Source organism: Nitrosospira sp. NRS527 (genome assembly GCF_018406445.1).
Taxonomy (GTDB): Bacteria; Pseudomonadota; Gammaproteobacteria; order Burkholderiales; family Nitrosomonadaceae; genus Nitrosospira; species Nitrosospira briensis.
Genome location: NZ_AP024515.1, coordinates 1853274 through 1869724, shown reverse-complemented (window position 1 = coordinate 1869724; position 16451 = coordinate 1853274). Strand labels below are relative to the sequence as shown.

Here is a 16451-nt window from a genome sequence, read left to right as displayed (position 1 = left end):
TTTGTGTCAATTAAGGGGAACAACGCAGGGCCAGGATTTTTGGGTACTGCGATGGAAAACGCAAGGCTTTGAATTTCAAATCCTCTACCATTAGGTCATCTTAAGCCGGCGCTTATCAGCGCCATTGCCAACCAGGTCTTTTCCATTCATGCAACCCATCCTGAAATCCAGCAAACTGGCGAACGTATGCTATGACATCCGCGGGCCGGTGCTCGACCGCTCGAGACAAATGGAAGAGGAAGGGCACTACATCATCAAGCTCAATATCGGCAATCCGGCATCATTCGGTTTCGATGCGCCCGAGGAGATTCTGCAGGACGTCATTCATAACCTCTCCGCCGCGTCCGGTTACTGCGACTCGAAAGGCTTGTTCGCCGCGCGCAAGGCGATCATGCATTACACCCAGGAAAAACGCATCCAGGACGTGCGGATGGAGGATATTTACATCGGCAACGGCGTTTCCGAGTTGATCGTGATGGCGATGCAGGCGCTGTTGAATACCGGCGACGAGGTCCTGATCCCCTCCCCCGACTATCCGTTGTGGACAGCGGCGGTGGTGTTGGCGGGTGGCACGGCGCGGCATTATGTATGCGATGAGCAATCCGGATGGTTGCCGGACCTGGACGATATACGTTCGAAGGTTACGCCGAACACCCGCGCCATCGTTGTCATTAATCCCAATAATCCTACCGGCGCGCTGTATCCGGATGACATGCTGCGTGAAATTATCGAGATCGCCCGCCAGCATCAGCTCATCATTTATGCGGATGAAATTTACGATAAGGTACTGTACGATGGCGCCACGCACACTTCGATAGCCTCGCTGGCAGACGACATTCTATTTGTCACTTTGAACGGCTTATCCAAGAATTATCGTGCCGCCGGGTTTCGCTCCGGCTGGGCGGTGGTTTCGGGAACAAAACAATTTGCCCGCGATTATATATCGGGACTGACCATGCTTGCTTCCATGCGCCTGTGTGCAAACGTTCCCTCGCAATTCGGCATTCAGACCGCGCTTGGCGGCTATCAGAGCATCAAGGACCTGGTGATGCCGACAGGGCGGCTCATGCGGCAGCGTGATCTCGCCTGGAAATTGCTGACCGATATTCCCGGCGTTACGTGCTACAAGCCACAGGCGGCGATGTATTTATTCCCGCGCCTGGATCCGGAAATGTATCCGATCGAGGACGACGAGCAGTTTGCGCTGGATCTGCTGCTGGAAGAGAAGGTGCTACTGGTGCAGGGCAGCGGTTTCAACTGGCCATTCACCGATCACTTTCGTGTGGTTTTTTTGCCCAACAGCGATGACCTTACCGAAGCAATCGGCCGCATAGCGAATTTCCTTGAACGGTATCGCAAGCGATGCCGAACCTGAACCCAACCTGAAAAAACATTAAAAACAAAACAGTAAAACGCAGCGGGAGGGATAAACTCCAACTGCCAACCGTACGCCGAAATACTTAGCCCATCCGCCAACTTTATTTTTTATTGCACTCAACATGAAACCCATCAATGTAGGCTTGCTAGGCGTCGGCACTGTCGGCGGTGGTACTTTTGCTGTGCTCAAACGCAATCAGGAGGAAATCACGCGTCGTGCAGGGCGCGGCATCGTCATCCGGATGATTGCCGATCGCGACCTGGAGAAAGCGCGCAATATCGCGGGTGATGACGTCGTGGTTACCGCCGACGCGAATGCAGTCGTGACCAATCCGGATATCGACATCGTCGTCGAACTGATCGGTGGCTACACCGTGGCGAAGGAATTGACACTGAAGGCCATCGAGAACGGCAAGCATGTCATTACCGCCAACAAGGCACTGCTGGCCTCGCATGGGACCGAAATCTTCGCGGCGGCGCAGAGAAAAGGCGTAATAGTTGCGTTCGAGGCGGCAGTAGCAGGTGGCATACCTATTATCAAGGCATTGCGCGAGGGGTTGACCGCGAATCGTATCGAATGGATTGCCGGCATCATCAACGGCACGAGTAATTTCATCCTGTCCGAAATGCGCGAAAAAGGACTGACATTCGATACCGTGCTGAAGCAGGCCCAAAAACTGGGCTATGCCGAGGCTGATCCCACGTTTGACATCGAAGGTATCGACGCCGCGCACAAGCTCACTATCATGGCGGCTATTGCGTTCGGGATTCCAATGCAGTTCGATAAGGTTTACACCGAAGGCATCACTAAATTGACCCGCGAAGATATTCGCTATGCAGAGGAACTGGGCTATCGCATCAAGCTGCTGGGCATTACACGGCGCACACCCAAGGGGATCGAGCTACGCGTTCATCCAACGCTGATCCCCACACGGCGGTTGATAGCCAATGTGGAGGGTGTCATGAATGCGATCGTCGTAAAAGGCGATGCGGTAGGCGCCACTTTGTATTACGGCGCGGGTGCGGGCGCTGAGCCTACCGCCAGTTCGGTGGTGGCGGATCTGGTGGATGTGACCCGCATGCATACCGCCGATCCCAAACATCGCGTTCCTCATCTCGCTTTCCAGCCCGACCTGCTTTCGGATACACCCATCCTGACGATGGAGGAGGTGGAGACTTCATACTACCTTCGCTTGCGAGTGATGGATAAACCCGGGGCGCTGGCCGACATCACCCGTGTACTCGCCGATCTGGGCATTTCCATCGACGCAATGGTGCAGAAAGAGCCCAGCGAGGGTGAAGATCAGGTGGATATCATCATGCTCACCCACTTGACGGTTGAAAAAAACATTAATGCCGCGATCGCGAAAATAAAAAAACTCCCCCTGACGACCGGTAAGGTGACGCGTATCCGGCTGGAAAATTTAAGCAGTAAGTAATCCGGGACCATCCTTGGTGCTTCCAGAAACGCACGATACCGGCAATCAACAGCGGCAAGTTGGTAACCCGGGCGTGCGGGCACGATGCCTCATGCCGTGGCTGGCGTGGCATAAGTGATATGTAAGAGTCGTTCCAGTATCCTGTTGTGGTGAAAATAATGCATTATATTTCTACTCGCGGTGGCATGCCGCCGAAAAAATTTTCCATGATTCTCCTGGGTGGGCTTGCGCCTGACGGTGGGTTGGTGATGCCTGAAACCTACCCGAAGTTCGACGCCGCCGAGCTGGAAAGATTGCGCGCCCTGAATTATCAGGAGCTCGCATTCGAGATTATTTCACGTTTTGCAGACGATATTCCTGCCGCAGATTTGCGGGGGATCATTACGCGAACTTACACCGCTGAAGCGTTTCAGAGTGAGGAGATTACGCCCCTTGCGACGTTGGAACCGGGGCTGCACATCCTGCGATTGTCGAACGGACCAACCCTGGCGTTCAAGGATATTGCCCTGCAATTGCTGGGCAACTTGTTCGAGTACGTTCTGGCGAAAACCGGAGAACGTCTGAATATTCTCGGCGCAACTTCCGGCGATACCGGCCCCAGCGCGGAATACGCCATGCGCGGCAAGCGCAGCGTTCGCGTGTTCATGCTTTCCCCCCAGGGGAAGATGAGCCGGTTCCAGACCGCGCAAATGTTTTCGCTGCAAGACCCGAATATCTTCAATATTGCCGTTCGCGGCGTATTCGACGATTGCCAGGACATTGTCAAGTCGGTCAGCAACGACTCCGTCTTCAAGCAAAGATACCGAATCGGCACAGTCAATTCGATAAACTGGGCACGGATCGCGGCGCAGATCATCTATTATTTCAAAGGGTATTTCGAAGCTACCCGTTCGAATAGCGAGCAGGTATCGTTTGCCGTGCCATCGGGAAACTTCGGCAATATCTGTGCAGGCCATGTTGCACGGATGATGGGCCTGCCCATCAGGAAGCTGATACTTGCCACCAATGAAAATGACGTGCTGGATGAATTCTTCAGGACGGGGTGTTATCGGCCCCGTGCCACGGGAGAGACACAGCAGACCAGTAGCCCCTCGATGGATATTTCCAAGGCATCCAACTTCGAGCGTTTCATTTTTGACCTGACAGAACGGGATGCGTCCAGGGTGAAGGAGCTATGGCGGTCAGTGGACCAGGGCGGCGCTTTCGATCTCGCCGCTACACCATTATGGGAGAAAGTGAAGAACTTCGGTCTTGTGTCGGGAACCAGTAATCATGCAGCCCGCATCGCGACCATCCGCAAAACATATGAGCAATATGGCATGTTGGTGGACCCGCATACCGCGGATGGTTTGAAGGTGGGCCTGGAACACCGCGAAACCGGGGTGCCCCTGATCTGCCTGGAAACCGCTCTGCCCGTCAAATTTTCCGAGAGCATTATCGAGGCTATCGGCCAGGAGCCGGCGCGTCCGGCGGGGTATGAAAATATTGAAAGCATGCCGCAGCGATATGTCGTGATGAATGCCGACGCCGATGCCATCAAGGCGTTTATTGCCGAGCAGACCGTACAGGTCTAGGGAACCGATGTACCGCACCGCTGTTTTAAGCAGCGGCAAGTTAAGCAGTCGGCCACGCGATTCAATGCATGATGTCGGGCGGAGCCCGACCTACCTCTGGCACAAATTTTCCGGCCGGAGTAGGTCGGGCTCCGCCCGACATTTTTTTCGATAGTCGGGCAGAGCCCGACCTACCTTGTGTAAGCGTGTAAGGGCATGGGGTACCCGATTTACCTGCGCTGCTTTTCAGCGGCGGAGAGAAAATCATCCAGTATGGGTCCCGAGTCGAGCAGTTCGCTGGCGCCGCCATGAAACTCGGGATGCCATTGAAACCCGGTCACATAGCATGTCCCACGCATGCGTATTGCCTCGATAATGCCATCGCTGGAGACTGCCTCGACCTCCGAGTCTCGTCCCAGCCGCTTGATCGCCTGGTGATGGATGCTGTTGACGAGATGTTGATAACCCTCACCGTACAGCTTTGCCAATCGGGAGTTCTCCTCGATTAAAACCGGATGGCGATGCTGATCATACAGGGCCTGGTCGACATGCGAGATAGCGTTTGGGTGCTCGGTGGCGATATCCTGATAAAGGCTTCCGCCCAATGCTACGTTAATAAGCTGTAGTCCGCGGCAAATGCCCAGTACGGGTTTCCCCTGTACGACACATTCCCAGAAGAGCTCCATTTCATAAAGGTCGCGCACGCGATCCCCTGACCATTCGGGCCGTACCGGCGTTTCGCCGTATGAAATCGGACTGACGTCCGCTCCCCCTTGCAGCACCAGTCCATCTATTTCCCTGACATAGTCGCTGATGCGCACGCTGGAGCGTTCGACGCCGCCTGTTTCTATGGCGGGCAGCATAAACGCCAGGGCACGGCGGCGCATGATCCAGTGGGCGACGCTTTGTTCGAGGTATTGCAGGGTTTTATTGCGGAAACCTAATTCTGCAGGTGCTTGATGCAGGATACGCGGTGACAATCCGATAAGTAACGGGCGCGTCATTTAGAGTCTGGGTAGGGTACATAAAGGAATATCAAGAATAATTAGATTGCCGCATTCCTGCTGTGTTCTTCGCCACATATAAATATATATTTGCCTTCTTTGCACCCTGCCTGAAATCACCCCGCTATTTTAACGTTCAGCCGGTATTCTTACTTAACAACAGCCGTATCTGGCAGCCTGTCGGACTTAAAGGAAATCAACTGCAAAAGCGTCTGGCTGGTTCATATTTTGCCGCTTTTTCAGCCAATAGAATAACTATTGATTTTCAAAATCCTCAAAATCCTCAAAATCCGCCCTCACTCAGTCATTTTTTCATCGCGATTCTTCAAGTTCGACAGGCCGCTGGCGCATCACGCAAAAAAAATTACTTTCCCATCCACAACTCGGCCTGCAGTTGCATGACATCGGCAAGGTAATGTTCCCGCGCATAGGTCCGGCGCAACCAGCTTGTACCATTGCCTGCTCGTAATATCTCGCGAACACGGTCCATTGCTTCCACCGCGTGCAATTCCCGGGCATGGTCTGCAATGCGTGCCAGCATATCGGTAATATCTTCACGAATGCTGCGCTGCTCATGGGTACGTGGATCGATAAAAACACCTTCGAGTCCAAAACGGCAGGCCTGGAAGCGGTTGAACGTATAAACCAGGTAATCGTCCTCTTCCGGAGGCGTGCGCTGCTCCACCATGATATAACGCGACATCGCCTGAATATAGCAGGCAATGGCAGCGGCAATTTCAACGGTAAGAGGGGTATCGCATACCCTCACCTCGATAGTGCCGAACTCTGGCTTGGGGCGGATATCCCAGTAAAAATCCTTCATTGATTCGACCACGCCGGTGCCGGTCATCTTGCCAAAAAATCGCTCGAATTCATCCCAGCGCAGTACGAAAGGAGCCCGCCCGCTCAACGGGAAGGAAAATACCGAATTCAGGCGTGCCGAGGCGAACCCGGTATCGTGCCCCTGCACGAACGGAGAACTGGCCGACAGCGCAATAAAATGCGGGACGTAGCGCGACAGCATATGCATCAGATGAAGCGCTTCATCGGGGCCGGGGCAACCGATGTGGACATGCTGCCCGAATATGGTGAATTGTTTGGCCAGATAGCCGTACAGCTCGGACAGATGATGGAAGCGCGGCGCATCAAAAATCTTCTGCTCGCTCCAGTGCTGGAACGGGTGTGTGCCGCCACCCGCAACCGCGACGTTGAGAAAGCGTCCCGCCTCGGATACCACATCGCGCAAGGCATGCAGCTCCGCGACCAGCCCGGTATATTCCTGTTGCACCGAAGTATTGATCTCAATCATGCTGCGGGTCATTTCCGGTTTTATTTCGCCGGGGTGCGCACGTTTCTCAACCCGGCGCAATATATCAGGAGCCGAAGACGCCAGGTTATAGTCATTGCAGCTGAGCAGTTGCAGTTCCAGTTCCACCCCGATGCTCAAGGGTCTGGAGGGCGCGAAGGGCATCAGGCTCATGTTTTTTTCTCCGGTGTTTCCCCGGCCATTCGCAGGGCCAGCTGGACCAGAATGGGGCCCCCCAGCTCAAGTATCACGATGCAACTCATCAGTACCAGCCCCAACCCTGAACCGAACATGGGGAAATCCACCGCCGTATCCAATGTAAGTAGCAGCGCAACACTCGACATGGGTATCAGGGCAATCCCCAGGGCCATGGCCTGGCGCAGGCTGATGCCGCTGTAATGTGCCAATGTCAGTACAGCCAGCAGCTTGGCTGTTGCGCGTGCGGTGATAAGCAGCAAGACCAGCAGAAAACTGTCACGCAACCCGCTTAGGTCGGACGCGAGGCCGTTAGCGATAAACATCAATACGACCAGAACGGCGCCGGCGGAACCGAAGTGCGGCGGGAAAGTCCGCGGGCGCTGACGCCGGTATCGCGTTATGAGGCCGGCAGCCAACAGGACGAGGATCGGGCTGAGCTTGAGTGTCGACGCCATGATCGTCGCAAATGCAATCATGCCGAACAGGACGAAAGAAAAAGTTTCCTCATGCTGCCCGAGATAATGATGGATTCGCTCGAAGGTAATGCCGAATAACCAGGCCAGTAGCGCAGAACCCCCAAGGAGATAAAACGGCGCCAATATCGTATGGATGACGCTGGTGCCGGCCTGGCCATGCATGCCGGCGACTGCCAGTTTGTGGAAGATGACAGCATAAATACAATTGAGCGCGGTCATCAGCAGAAGCCGGTCAGTCACCTGACCCTGAGCGCGTGATTCGGTGACTATGCGTACCACAATGGCAGGTGAGGTGGCAATCGCAATGGAAGCGACCACCGCGGCGGAGATATTGGCAACACCGAACCAGCTCAGCATCGAGAAAACAACGGCGAATGTGGCGGTGGATTCAAGCAGGCTTGTGCCGGCAATCCAGGGATTGGCTTTCAGCCAGCGCAGATTTACCTTGCTGCCCAGTTCGAACAGGAGAATGCCCAGCGCCAGGTCAACTACCAGCCGCCATTCAGTGACGGGCAATGGCGGGATAAAGCCCAGGCCGCCTGGGCCCAGCAGTGCGCCGATACCGATATAGCCGACGATACGCGGCAATCGCAGGTGACGTACCAGTGCTTCACCCACAAGTACGGCTGCAACCAGCGTCAACGCAAGCCAGAGTGCGGGGCTGACTTCAAGCGGCCAAAAAGGGAGGTATGCGGGCCAGTTCATGAAACAATGCGGGGAAACAGCCGGAATAGGGCTGTTCCGTTAACCGCGAACGTTATTGTCAGATGCATCCGGTCTCCTTAAGGACAATGCGGATGTTCGGTCTGTACTTAGGAAACTTTACGGTATCCTCAAACTGAACCCCGGATTACAGATAACTGTCAGGTTAGTTAGCGAGGGACTGAATAAACTATCTGGAAGAGATGTGGGTGAATTATAAACCATGAATGCGAAGAGGAAACGTCTGCCGTAATCGACTGTACTAAAAATCAGCATGTGCCGGATTTTGTGCGGTGCAATAACCAGCATTGGCGCATCTCTGTCGCCGCTTGATATATTTCAAGGCAGGAGCTGTGCCTGCCCAGACGGAGCAGAGGGCGGCACGAAAATGGAACCGGGATACCTATCCAGTGACTTTCATAGCCGCTCAGGACGAATTAATGGCCTATCCATCTCAGTCGGATGCAGCACGGTCAAGCCTTCAGCTTTAAATTTCATACCCGCATACCGGGACAGACGAGGCGAATGGAATGCCATGCAATACCTGCATTTCTTCGATCAGGTCATGTCGAGGAACTTCACACGTCACTCTGGTTCTTACCGATAACCATTTGATTGATAGGCTTTGGAACGATCCTTGCTACTCGCCCTTCACAAGCTGAATTGTTTAGGTAAAATTTTCCATGGGCAAGAGAAGCATCACTCCCAAAATTGCTGATTTGGTAAAAATCGCCAATTCCACAAAAACCGGCTATTTGTACCGCAAACCTGAGAAGGCTCAATCATGACAGTTCCGAAATGTGCAGTGAGTCTTTGCATGATCATGCTGCTGGCTGGTTGCGGCTCCCTTTCAGTTCCAGATAAAACGGCACATGCAAACCGTCCGGTGCAAGTCGATGGCGCACGCGGTGCGCTCTCTATCCAGGAAAGTAAGGCTGTCCTGGCCAATCTCAAAAACGGCGGCCCTGAAACCAATATCTTTACCAGGCACCTTGCCCAGGCAGAGCAGCTCTCGGGAAGCCCGCTGATGACGGGCAATAATGTGAAGCTGTTGGTTGACGGGCCCACCACCTACAAATCGATGTATGCGGCAATACGGGGCGCGAAGCATCATATCAATATGGAAACCTATAGCATCGAGGACGACGAGGTTGGCCGCCGCTTCACCGCTGCATTGATCGAAAAGCAAAAACAGGGCGTGCAAGTCAACTTGATTTACGACAGCATCGGATCGGGCGCTACACCTGAAGAATTCTTCAAACCGTTGATCGACAGCGGCGCCAACGTACTGGAGTTCAACCCCGTCAACCCATTGGCATTTCGCAAGAAACTGGAATTGGGCCGTGATCATCGGAAGCTGCTCGTGGTTGACGGCCAGATCGCCTTTGTAGGTGGGGTCAATATCAGCAGTGTATATTCCAGCGGATCATTCAGGTCAAAATCGCGTACCAAGGATACCCAACCATGGCGCGATACGCATCTCCGTATTGAAGGACCCGTCGTCAGTGATTTCCAGAAATTGTTTCTGGCGACCTGGGAAAAACAGAAGGGTAAGCCGCTAGCGTCGAAATCCTTTTTTCCACGGATAGGCAGGAGGGGTAACGAAGTCGTGCGTGCCATCGGCAGTTCTCCCGATGAGTCTTACAGCCTCATCTACGTTACGCTGCTATCTGCCATAAACAGCGCTGAAACCTATGCATATGTCACTACCGCTTATTTTGTGCCTGATCCGAGGTTACTGGCTGCATTGAAGGGTACAGCGCAGCGCGGCGTCGACGTGCGATTGCTGTTACCGGACAAAACCGATTCGAATCTGGTTTTGTATGCGTCGCACTCCTATTACGACGAACTGTTGAGTGCCGGCGTGAAGATTTATGAACGGGAGGGCGCTTTATTGCATGCCAAGACCGCGCTGATCGATGGTGTCTGGTCCACCATAGGCTCGACCAATCTTGACTGGCTCAGCCTGGAGCATAATCAGGAAATTAATGCGGTTGTCCTTGGTCAAGAGTTTGGTACGCAAATGAAAGCGCTGTTCGACGAAGATATTAAATCTTCCCGACTTGTCACATTGGAAAAATGGCGGCAGCGTTCGATTATTGCGCGCATAAAGGAATTTGGCGCGAGTTTGCTGGCTCGACGGTTATAGTAAACCGCCCACGCTTACACCAATAATGGCCTGTCAGCCGCTGTCAAGGATGCAACCCTTGAAATGCTTAAATCAGCGGTCGCATTCCGCGTCGTTACGCCTTTCCCTGCACCCCAAAAACCGTACACTTCACCCCCGCCCAACTACCGGATTTAGGATAATGAGAACGTCTTACTCTCTCTTGCTCAAGATATCTCGCGGCGAAAAATGAACTTGAAGCCTTGTTAAAGAGTGACTACTCTGATAAGTCCTACATCAAGCGAGGAATAAATCATGTCTGATCTCAAAACCGTATGGTTCGGCATGCTAACCGATGATTCGGACGACTCTGGTACTGACAGCCCCATCGTCTTGATTATCAATGTAAGAGGCGGCAGATTCGATGTTTTGCACCGGACTTTCCCTGATACGGCCCAGAGCGATCAGGAGCAGGGGCAAGCGAATCTTTACGAGGTAACAGAGGATGACTTTGAGCCGCAAGCTTTTGTCGGATCCACGGTCGATCCTCAGGACTTGAACGCGTCCTCCATCCGAATCGGTATCCGGGGCAATGATTTATGGCGCCCGAAGAGTGTCTTCATCTGGGGGGAACAAAAAGATGGACTCATCGTTCCGCTTGCTCTGGATACCGAGTTGCGGGGCGATATCGGCATTGCGGGTCAACTGGTCAATGTTGACCTCAGTACGGACGCAAGCGAAGGCAAACTTTCCTTTGCGCCTTCGCGCATACAACTCGGGACCGCAACGACAGTGATTCGGCGGTTGCTCATGCTTGTGACGACCGCGGATGTGGATGATGCCGGTACCGATGATGATATCGCGCTTCAGATTACGACCATCGACGGGCGACTCGTCGTGGACCACGTCTTTCCGGACACGTCGCAGGCTGATCTGGAAAGGGCACAAGCGAACCTTTACTACGTGCCGGTCAGCACCCCGTTCAACAGGACTGAGCTGAATGCCGATTCGATTCGCTTAAGTATAAAGGGCAATGATGCCTGGTTGCCCAGCCGTTTATTTCTTTTTGGTCTTAGCGAGGATGAAACTGGGCAGCCGCCGGAATTTGCCGTGCCCCTGGTGCATCTCCCCGCGTGGCCTCTGGGTACATTGAGTACCGACCGGGAGGAAGGGCAAGGATCGATTACGTTGCCCTTGCTGGATAATATTGTCTTGCTTTAAGGAGAAAAGATGACAATGCTGGCCGGTTGAGCAGTATTTACCGGGATTTTATCAAGAGACCGCTCAGTTTGGCAGATGCCATTGCGAAATGGCAGCATCCGGTGCGCACAGGGCTGCGTAGGCTTCCCCACTCCTCGATCAGATTATCAGCACAATCGCGTACCACGTGCGACAGGCGAGGATCATCACGGATAAGGCGCAAGTGAATAATGATTGCCGCTGCAACCGCCTGCGAACGTCTCGCCGGAAAGCGCGACATCAGGCAGATCAGGGCTGCCAGGGCCTGTTCCGGATTCGTGCAGTATTCCGGTAGTGCTTCAGCCTGATTGCGGGTCTTGGGCCTCATCCGTTACAACCTCACGGCATAATACTCGACGACGTGCTGAACCTCGATAGGGAAGGGCACCTCATCGGCGCCTGGCAGGCGGGTGACGGCAGCCGATCGGGTCCGAGCATCGAAGCTGATCCATTCCGGGCGGATAAGGGCAGGGGTTAGCAGGCACTCCATGGTCGCAGGAATGCGCGCTGCCTTATCGGTCAGGGCTATGGCGTCGCCGGTTTTTATCCGGATGGATGGGATGTTCACCAAGCGGCCATTCAGCATGACATGGCAATGACGGACAAGCTGGCGGGCAGCTGCCGCGGTCGGTGCGAAACCGGCGCGAAATACCAGATTATCGAGGCGGCGCTCAAGCAGTTCGAGCAGTTTCTCGCCGGTCGGCGTCTGGGATTTCTTGGCTTCCTTGAACAAAATCCGAATTTGGGCCTCCGATAGGCCATAGTTGAAACGCAGCTTCTGCTTTTCCATCAGGCGCACCGCGTAATCGGAACGGCGGCGGCTCTTCTGTCCGTGTTGACCGGGCGGATAGCTTCCCGGCTCAAGGGACTTGCGGGACAAGCCCGGCAACTCGATCCCAAGTGCGCGCATGACTTTGAGTCTCGGTCCAGTATAACGTGACAAACGATTCTCCTTTTCGTTTTGATTGATAGAGCGGCAGGATCTCCTTGACGCATGGAGCCGATCTGATCTGGTGGCAAGCAGCAGCGATGCACCTTAACAATCCACTGCAAGGCTGCGGTCGAGCTGTAAGAATCATAATATTATCTAAACTCATTTGCAAATGATTCTTATTATCAATGATGATTTTTACTTGATCTATCACGAATTCTCAGTACGGAGCGCAAAAGCACATTAAGCCGGAGCATTAGCCGCACAGCCGAAATTCTCTTGATCCAAGGGTGTTATTTCTGTTTTATGAAGCGCCAGCTCTTACTACTATAAAGATGAGAATAGCGTTATTTCTAAATATATTAATTGACAATAGTTCTCATTCTCATTATTATTTTGTCGTCGCTTACGGCTTCGATAGATCTGAGAAACCGTTCTCGAGCTTTCAAAAACAAAAATAGCTGTAGTTTGTTGTCTGCCCGCCACGCCAGGCTCTTACCTCTGGCCGCCAGCCCTGAAAAATCCTGCCAGTCAGGTTTCCCGAAATACCCGCCAGCCGATTCCGCCCGCAATCAATAAGCGTTTGACATGTGGAGTTTCCACATATGCCTGCTCATGTGTCTCTGGCACTCAGGGCTAGCGTACTTGCTTTATTCATTCATCCATGGAGGATCTTGACGTGAAATTGAAATCCATAAGTTTGATTGCCGGTTTGCTGCTGGCCGCCCCAGCCCTTGCCGATATCGCCAACGGACCCGATCCCAATGCCGCCGGCTTCGGCTTCGACAAGCCGAGCGATGCCACGGCTGCCTGGGGCGGATGGGCCCGGGGCGATGCGGGTACCGCGTATGCGGAATGGGATAATTTCGTCGGGGGCAGGCCCGGCACTCCCTACTCCTCGGTTTATGACTCGTCTGGCGTAAGCAGCGCCACTTTTACCTGGAATGCCGGCACCTTCGGCGCGACCTCGGGAAATCTGTATAGCTTTACCGGCTCTCAGATATTCGACATCGATGTCACGCCTGCTGTCGCTTTCAATGGTCCGCTTACAGTGGCATTGCAATTCGAAACCTGGGGCACAGTGATGGATTACGGCAGCATCCAGCTGAATGGAATAGCGCCCACCAGCGCGGGAGTAACCTATACCGATCCTAACTTCTCCAGCTCCATGGGGCCGGTCGAGTTGAACCACTATCTGGCGGTATGGAATCTGAACGCGGCCCCAACTGTGTTTCACATAGATATGCAAAGTACCGGACCGCACCAGAGCTTCACGCAAGCCGCCCTGGATATTGCCGCTCCCGTACCGGAACCCGGTGAATGGGCCATGCTGTTGGCCGGACTGGGTTTGATGGGAACGATTATTCGCCGGCGTAGTGCCGGAAATAATACCCAGGTATAGAAAAGCCTGATGGTGCGCGGGCAGGCCAAATGGAACAGAAATATAAAGCCTGCCTTCTGGCGGGCACGCTACTCCTGCCTGCATACGCGGCCTATGCCGAGGTAGATGCCGATCAGGCTTCTGCCTTTCCTTCCCCATGCGCGGAACGCGAACTGAAAATTGCAGCTGCTGCCGCTTTTCCAAAGCCCACCCCAGAGGCCGGTTCCCCGCCGGTCGCGGCAGCGGCTCCGTGCATGGATTCACTACCTGAAAAAGCAGGCGCGGAAAACGTGCTTCGCACCATTTCCGTGTCCGCGCCCCGCGCCGAGCGCGACATGAAAAACGTGCCGGTCACGCTGAACGTCATTTCCGCAGAGACGATAAAGGAACAAATGGCTACGTCCATCAAGGATTTGATCCGTTATGAACCAGGGATATCGGTCGGCAACAATCCGTCGCGTTTTGGCCTGAGCGGTTTCAATATCCGTGGACTGGACGGCAACCGCATACTGATCCAGATGGACGGCATCCGCCAGCCGGACAATTTCGTCATTGGCGGTTTTGCCAATACCGGCCGCAACCTGGTCGACGTCGGCATGCTTTCCGGCGTGGAAATCCAACGCGGAGCCGGTTCCGCCCTGCAAGGGTCGGAGGGAGTATGGGGCGTCGTCTCGTTTCGTTCCCCGGAGCCGGAGGATTTCCTGAAAGGCCGCTCGTTTGCCATCAGCCCTGAAACCATATACCAGGGCGTGGATCGCTCGCTCGGCATCATCGGCACGCTTGCCACGGGCAACGAATATCTCAAACTGATGCTGCGGGGGGTGCAGCGCAGCGGACACGAAACCGCCACCATGGGTACGGTGGGGGGCACCGGTATAACTCGCACCAAAGCCAATCCCCAGGATATCGATACCCTGAACGGGTTGGCAAAGCTGGTGTTCACGCCGTTTTCCAGTTACCGGGCGACGTTTGCGGCGGAAGGGTTTGAGCGCATCGTGGACACGGATATCCTGTCGCTGCCACGCGGCCGGCGGGTTGGAATCATGACGAAGGATTCCTATGATCGCGACCGGATCTCGCTCGACCAGCGCATCGCGAATACACCGGCCGGCACGATCAACCTCAAACTCTACCAGCAGAACAGCAGGACCCGGCAGCATACGCGCGACGAGTTTCTGGATAGATCTCCCGCCGCCGGCGACCAAAGAAGCCTCATCGAACGCGACTTCGACTTCAGGCAGACACTGACCGGAGCGAAGCTGCAAACCGAATCGATATTTGAAATGTGGGGCGCTCATACCCTCACATGGGGGGAGAAGCCTTCCGCACGGATACGAAGCAGGAACGCGATGGCGTGGAAAGCAACCTCACGCTGGGCACGCAGAAAAAGCAAGTCGGCCCCGACTTTTTCCCGACGCGGGACTTTCCGCCTTCAAGCGCCACCCAACTGGCTGCATTCTTCCAGGATGAGTGGTGGCTATCCGACCGATTCACGGTTGTCGCCGGTTTGCGCTATGACAATTATTCTCTCAAGCCCAAGCCGGATGCGCTTTTCATTGAGCGCAATCCAGGCGTAGAGGTGGCGGATGTCAGGCTCAGCGCATTTTCGCCCAAGCTTTCCGGCATCCTGCACATGGGCTATGGTTTTTCATTCGTTGCCCAATACTCGCAAGGATTCCGACCTCCGCCATACAACGATGTGAATATCGGCTTTACCAATTTAAGCGCAAGGTATACAGCGGTTGCCAATCCCCATCTCCGGCCCGAAATTGTGCGTGGCGGGGAGTTATCGTTGCGTCATGACAGCGACAGGGGCACCGTATCCCTCACCGCCTACGATAACCGGTATGAGGATTTTATCGACTCCTCGCGTCCTCTTGTCTGTCCGGGCGATCCCCTGTGCGTGCCGGGGCTGATGACATTCCAGTCCCGCAACCTGCCAAGGGTGCGCATCTATGGCTTTGAAGGCAGGCTGGACCAGCAGCTATACCCCGGTTGGCGTTTGCGCGGCAGCTTTGCCTGGACAAAGGGACGCGACCTCGAAACCGGTCTCCCGATCATTCAGATCAACCCGGCCACGGGCGTACTGGGCTTGTCCTATGAGCGCGGCCCGTTCCGCATCGAATCGCTTGTCACGGCGGCAATGCGCAAGACAGCCCGTGAATCGAGAGGCGTGAACCGATTGCTGCTGCCGCCCGGTTATGCCGTGATGGATCTTCTGGCCCAATGGAAATTTGCGCGCACCGGCAGGCTGTCCGTAGGCATATTCAATCTGCTGGACGAGAAATACTGGCAATGGGCGGATGTGCCCGTTAATGATCCGCACACCACCGACTCGCGCGGCGGCCCTCGCTATACCCGGCCGGGGCGCAACTTTTCCGTGAGCCTCAGCTACCAATTCTAAACCATGAGAAATTCCAGAGACCTGAACGACAAGCCCTCGGTGCGGCTGCTGTTGGCGGCCTTGTCGTGGCTCACCAACAAGCCGCGCCCTGGTGACCCGGCAACGCAGCTGGCCATTGCCCATCACATTCATATGCTCGTCCTGCACCCGGCATCCGATAGCCTCGATGTTCAGGCGGCTTTCTACATGGCAGGCAAAGCAGGCATGGATGCGGAGGGGCTCCTCGCACGTTTTTCTGCCGTTGCGACAAACCTTCATTGAGCATGGTCCGGGGACAGCTCTCAAGCCAGCCAGCTGGCTCCGGCCCTGACAAAATGAAGTTGTTCAGGGATCT

At 54.6% G+C, this 16451-nt stretch carries 13 protein-coding genes and 1 pseudogene; 9 read left to right on the top strand and 5 right to left on the bottom strand.

Translation table 11 applies throughout. The features are described from left to right. The first annotated feature begins 148 nt into the window (after positions 1–148). The 3 genes from KJS40_RS08405 to thrC all read left to right on the top strand — a co-directional run bounded on the left by KJS40_RS08405 (position 149) and on the right by thrC (position 4390). Complete coding sequence (locus KJS40_RS08405; RefSeq protein ID WP_213537102.1) at positions 149–1375, top strand: pyridoxal phosphate-dependent aminotransferase; 1227 nt, start codon at positions 149–151, stop codon at positions 1373–1375. A 124-nt stretch (positions 1376–1499) separates the two neighbouring features. Then, positions 1500–2816 (top strand): homoserine dehydrogenase, encoded by a 1317-nt coding sequence (locus KJS40_RS08400; protein WP_213537101.1) that lies wholly within the window; start codon positions 1500–1502, stop codon positions 2814–2816. Between the two features lie 158 nt (positions 2817–2974). After that, positions 2975–4390 (top strand): threonine synthase, encoded by a 1416-nt coding sequence (gene thrC, locus KJS40_RS08395; protein ID WP_213537100.1) that lies wholly within the window; start codon positions 2975–2977, stop codon positions 4388–4390. Between the two features lie 209 nt (positions 4391–4599). Here the strand turns inward: thrC and KJS40_RS08390 are convergent, their stop codons facing one another. From KJS40_RS08390 to KJS40_RS08380, 3 genes are all read right to left on the bottom strand, one after another. Then, the gene (locus tag KJS40_RS08390) at positions 4600–5373 is read right to left on the bottom strand and encodes a gamma-glutamyl-gamma-aminobutyrate hydrolase family protein (protein WP_213537099.1); all 774 of its coding nucleotides are present in this window, start codon (positions 5371–5373) and stop codon (positions 4600–4602) included. Between the two features lie 364 nt (positions 5374–5737). Continuing rightward, complete coding sequence (locus KJS40_RS08385) at positions 5738–6853, bottom strand: YbdK family carboxylate-amine ligase (RefSeq protein WP_025040025.1); 1116 nt, start codon at positions 6851–6853, stop codon at positions 5738–5740. Continuing rightward, on the bottom strand, positions 6850–8058 hold the full coding sequence (locus KJS40_RS08380; RefSeq protein ID WP_213537098.1) for a cation:proton antiporter: 1209 nt from the start codon (positions 8056–8058) through the stop codon (positions 6850–6852). Before KJS40_RS08380 ends, KJS40_RS08385 begins: the two co-directional genes overlap by 4 nt. A gap of 781 nt (positions 8059–8839) precedes the next feature. Between KJS40_RS08380 and cls the strand changes: the two genes are divergently transcribed. Both cls and KJS40_RS08370 read left to right on the top strand, forming a co-directional pair. Then, positions 8840–10204 carry a cardiolipin synthase gene (cls, locus tag KJS40_RS08375; protein WP_213537097.1) on the top strand — a complete coding sequence of 455 codons (1365 nt, stop codon included), beginning with the start codon at positions 8840–8842 and terminating at the stop codon, positions 10202–10204. Positions 10205–10477: 273 nt separating this feature from the next. Next, complete coding sequence (locus KJS40_RS08370; protein WP_213537096.1) at positions 10478–11383, top strand: hypothetical protein; 906 nt, start codon at positions 10478–10480, stop codon at positions 11381–11383. A 37-nt stretch (positions 11384–11420) separates the two neighbouring features. Here the strand turns inward: KJS40_RS08370 and KJS40_RS08365 are convergent, their stop codons facing one another. Together KJS40_RS08365 and rpsD are read right to left on the bottom strand one after the other, a co-directional pair. After that, positions 11421–11729, bottom strand: a complete 309-nt coding sequence (locus KJS40_RS08365) for a hypothetical protein (RefSeq protein WP_213537095.1) — start codon at positions 11727–11729, stop codon at positions 11421–11423. A 3-nt stretch (positions 11730–11732) separates the two neighbouring features. After that, on the bottom strand, positions 11733–12344 hold the full coding sequence (gene rpsD / locus KJS40_RS08360) for a 30S ribosomal protein S4 (RefSeq protein WP_213537094.1): 612 nt from the start codon (positions 12342–12344) through the stop codon (positions 11733–11735). A 667-nt stretch (positions 12345–13011) separates the two neighbouring features. Here rpsD and KJS40_RS08355 point away from each other — a divergent pair. The 4 genes and pseudogenes from KJS40_RS08355 to KJS40_RS08340 all read left to right on the top strand — a co-directional run bounded on the left by KJS40_RS08355 (position 13012) and on the right by KJS40_RS08340 (position 16378). Then, complete coding sequence (locus KJS40_RS08355) at positions 13012–13734, top strand: PEP-CTERM sorting domain-containing protein (protein WP_213537093.1); 723 nt, start codon at positions 13012–13014, stop codon at positions 13732–13734. A 29-nt stretch (positions 13735–13763) separates the two neighbouring features. After that, a pseudogene (locus tag KJS40_RS15535) lies at positions 13764–14321 on the top strand (TonB-dependent receptor plug domain-containing protein); the annotation flags it as partial. A gap of 698 nt (positions 14322–15019) precedes the next feature. Beyond that, a complete protein-coding gene (locus KJS40_RS08345) occupies positions 15020–16117 on the top strand; it encodes a TonB-dependent receptor (RefSeq protein WP_244859508.1) in 1098 nt (365 codons plus the stop codon). A gap of 3 nt (positions 16118–16120) precedes the next feature. Further along, positions 16121–16378, top strand: coding sequence for a hypothetical protein (locus KJS40_RS08340; protein ID WP_213537091.1), 258 nt, complete (start codon positions 16121–16123; stop codon positions 16376–16378). Positions 16379–16451 lie beyond the last annotated feature (73 nt).

Excerpts from the sequence above, each read along its gene's own strand:
- KJS40_RS08365 (WP_213537095.1), bottom strand. The coding sequence starts at position 11,729 with ATGAGGCCCAAGACCCGCAATCAGGCTGAAGCACTACCGGAATACTGC.
- thrC (WP_213537100.1), top strand. The coding sequence starts at position 2,975 with ATGCATTATATTTCTACTCGCGGTGGCATGCCGCCGAAAAAATTTTCC.
- cls (WP_213537097.1), top strand. The coding sequence starts at position 8,840 with ATGACAGTTCCGAAATGTGCAGTGAGTCTTTGCATGATCATGCTGCTG.
- KJS40_RS08400 (WP_213537101.1), top strand. The coding sequence starts at position 1,500 with ATGAAACCCATCAATGTAGGCTTGCTAGGCGTCGGCACTGTCGGCGGT.
- KJS40_RS08380 (WP_213537098.1), bottom strand. The coding sequence starts at position 8,058 with ATGAACTGGCCCGCATACCTCCCTTTTTGGCCGCTTGAAGTCAGCCCC.
- KJS40_RS08370 (WP_213537096.1), top strand. The coding sequence starts at position 10,478 with ATGTCTGATCTCAAAACCGTATGGTTCGGCATGCTAACCGATGATTCG.
- KJS40_RS08405 (WP_213537102.1), top strand. The coding sequence starts at position 149 with ATGCAACCCATCCTGAAATCCAGCAAACTGGCGAACGTATGCTATGAC.
- KJS40_RS08390 (WP_213537099.1), bottom strand. The coding sequence starts at position 5,373 with ATGACGCGCCCGTTACTTATCGGATTGTCACCGCGTATCCTGCATCAA.
- KJS40_RS08340 (WP_213537091.1), top strand. The coding sequence starts at position 16,121 with ATGAGAAATTCCAGAGACCTGAACGACAAGCCCTCGGTGCGGCTGCTG.
- KJS40_RS08385 (WP_025040025.1), bottom strand. The coding sequence starts at position 6,853 with ATGAGCCTGATGCCCTTCGCGCCCTCCAGACCCTTGAGCATCGGGGTG.
- KJS40_RS08345 (WP_244859508.1), top strand. The coding sequence starts at position 15,020 with ATGGGGGGAGAAGCCTTCCGCACGGATACGAAGCAGGAACGCGATGGC.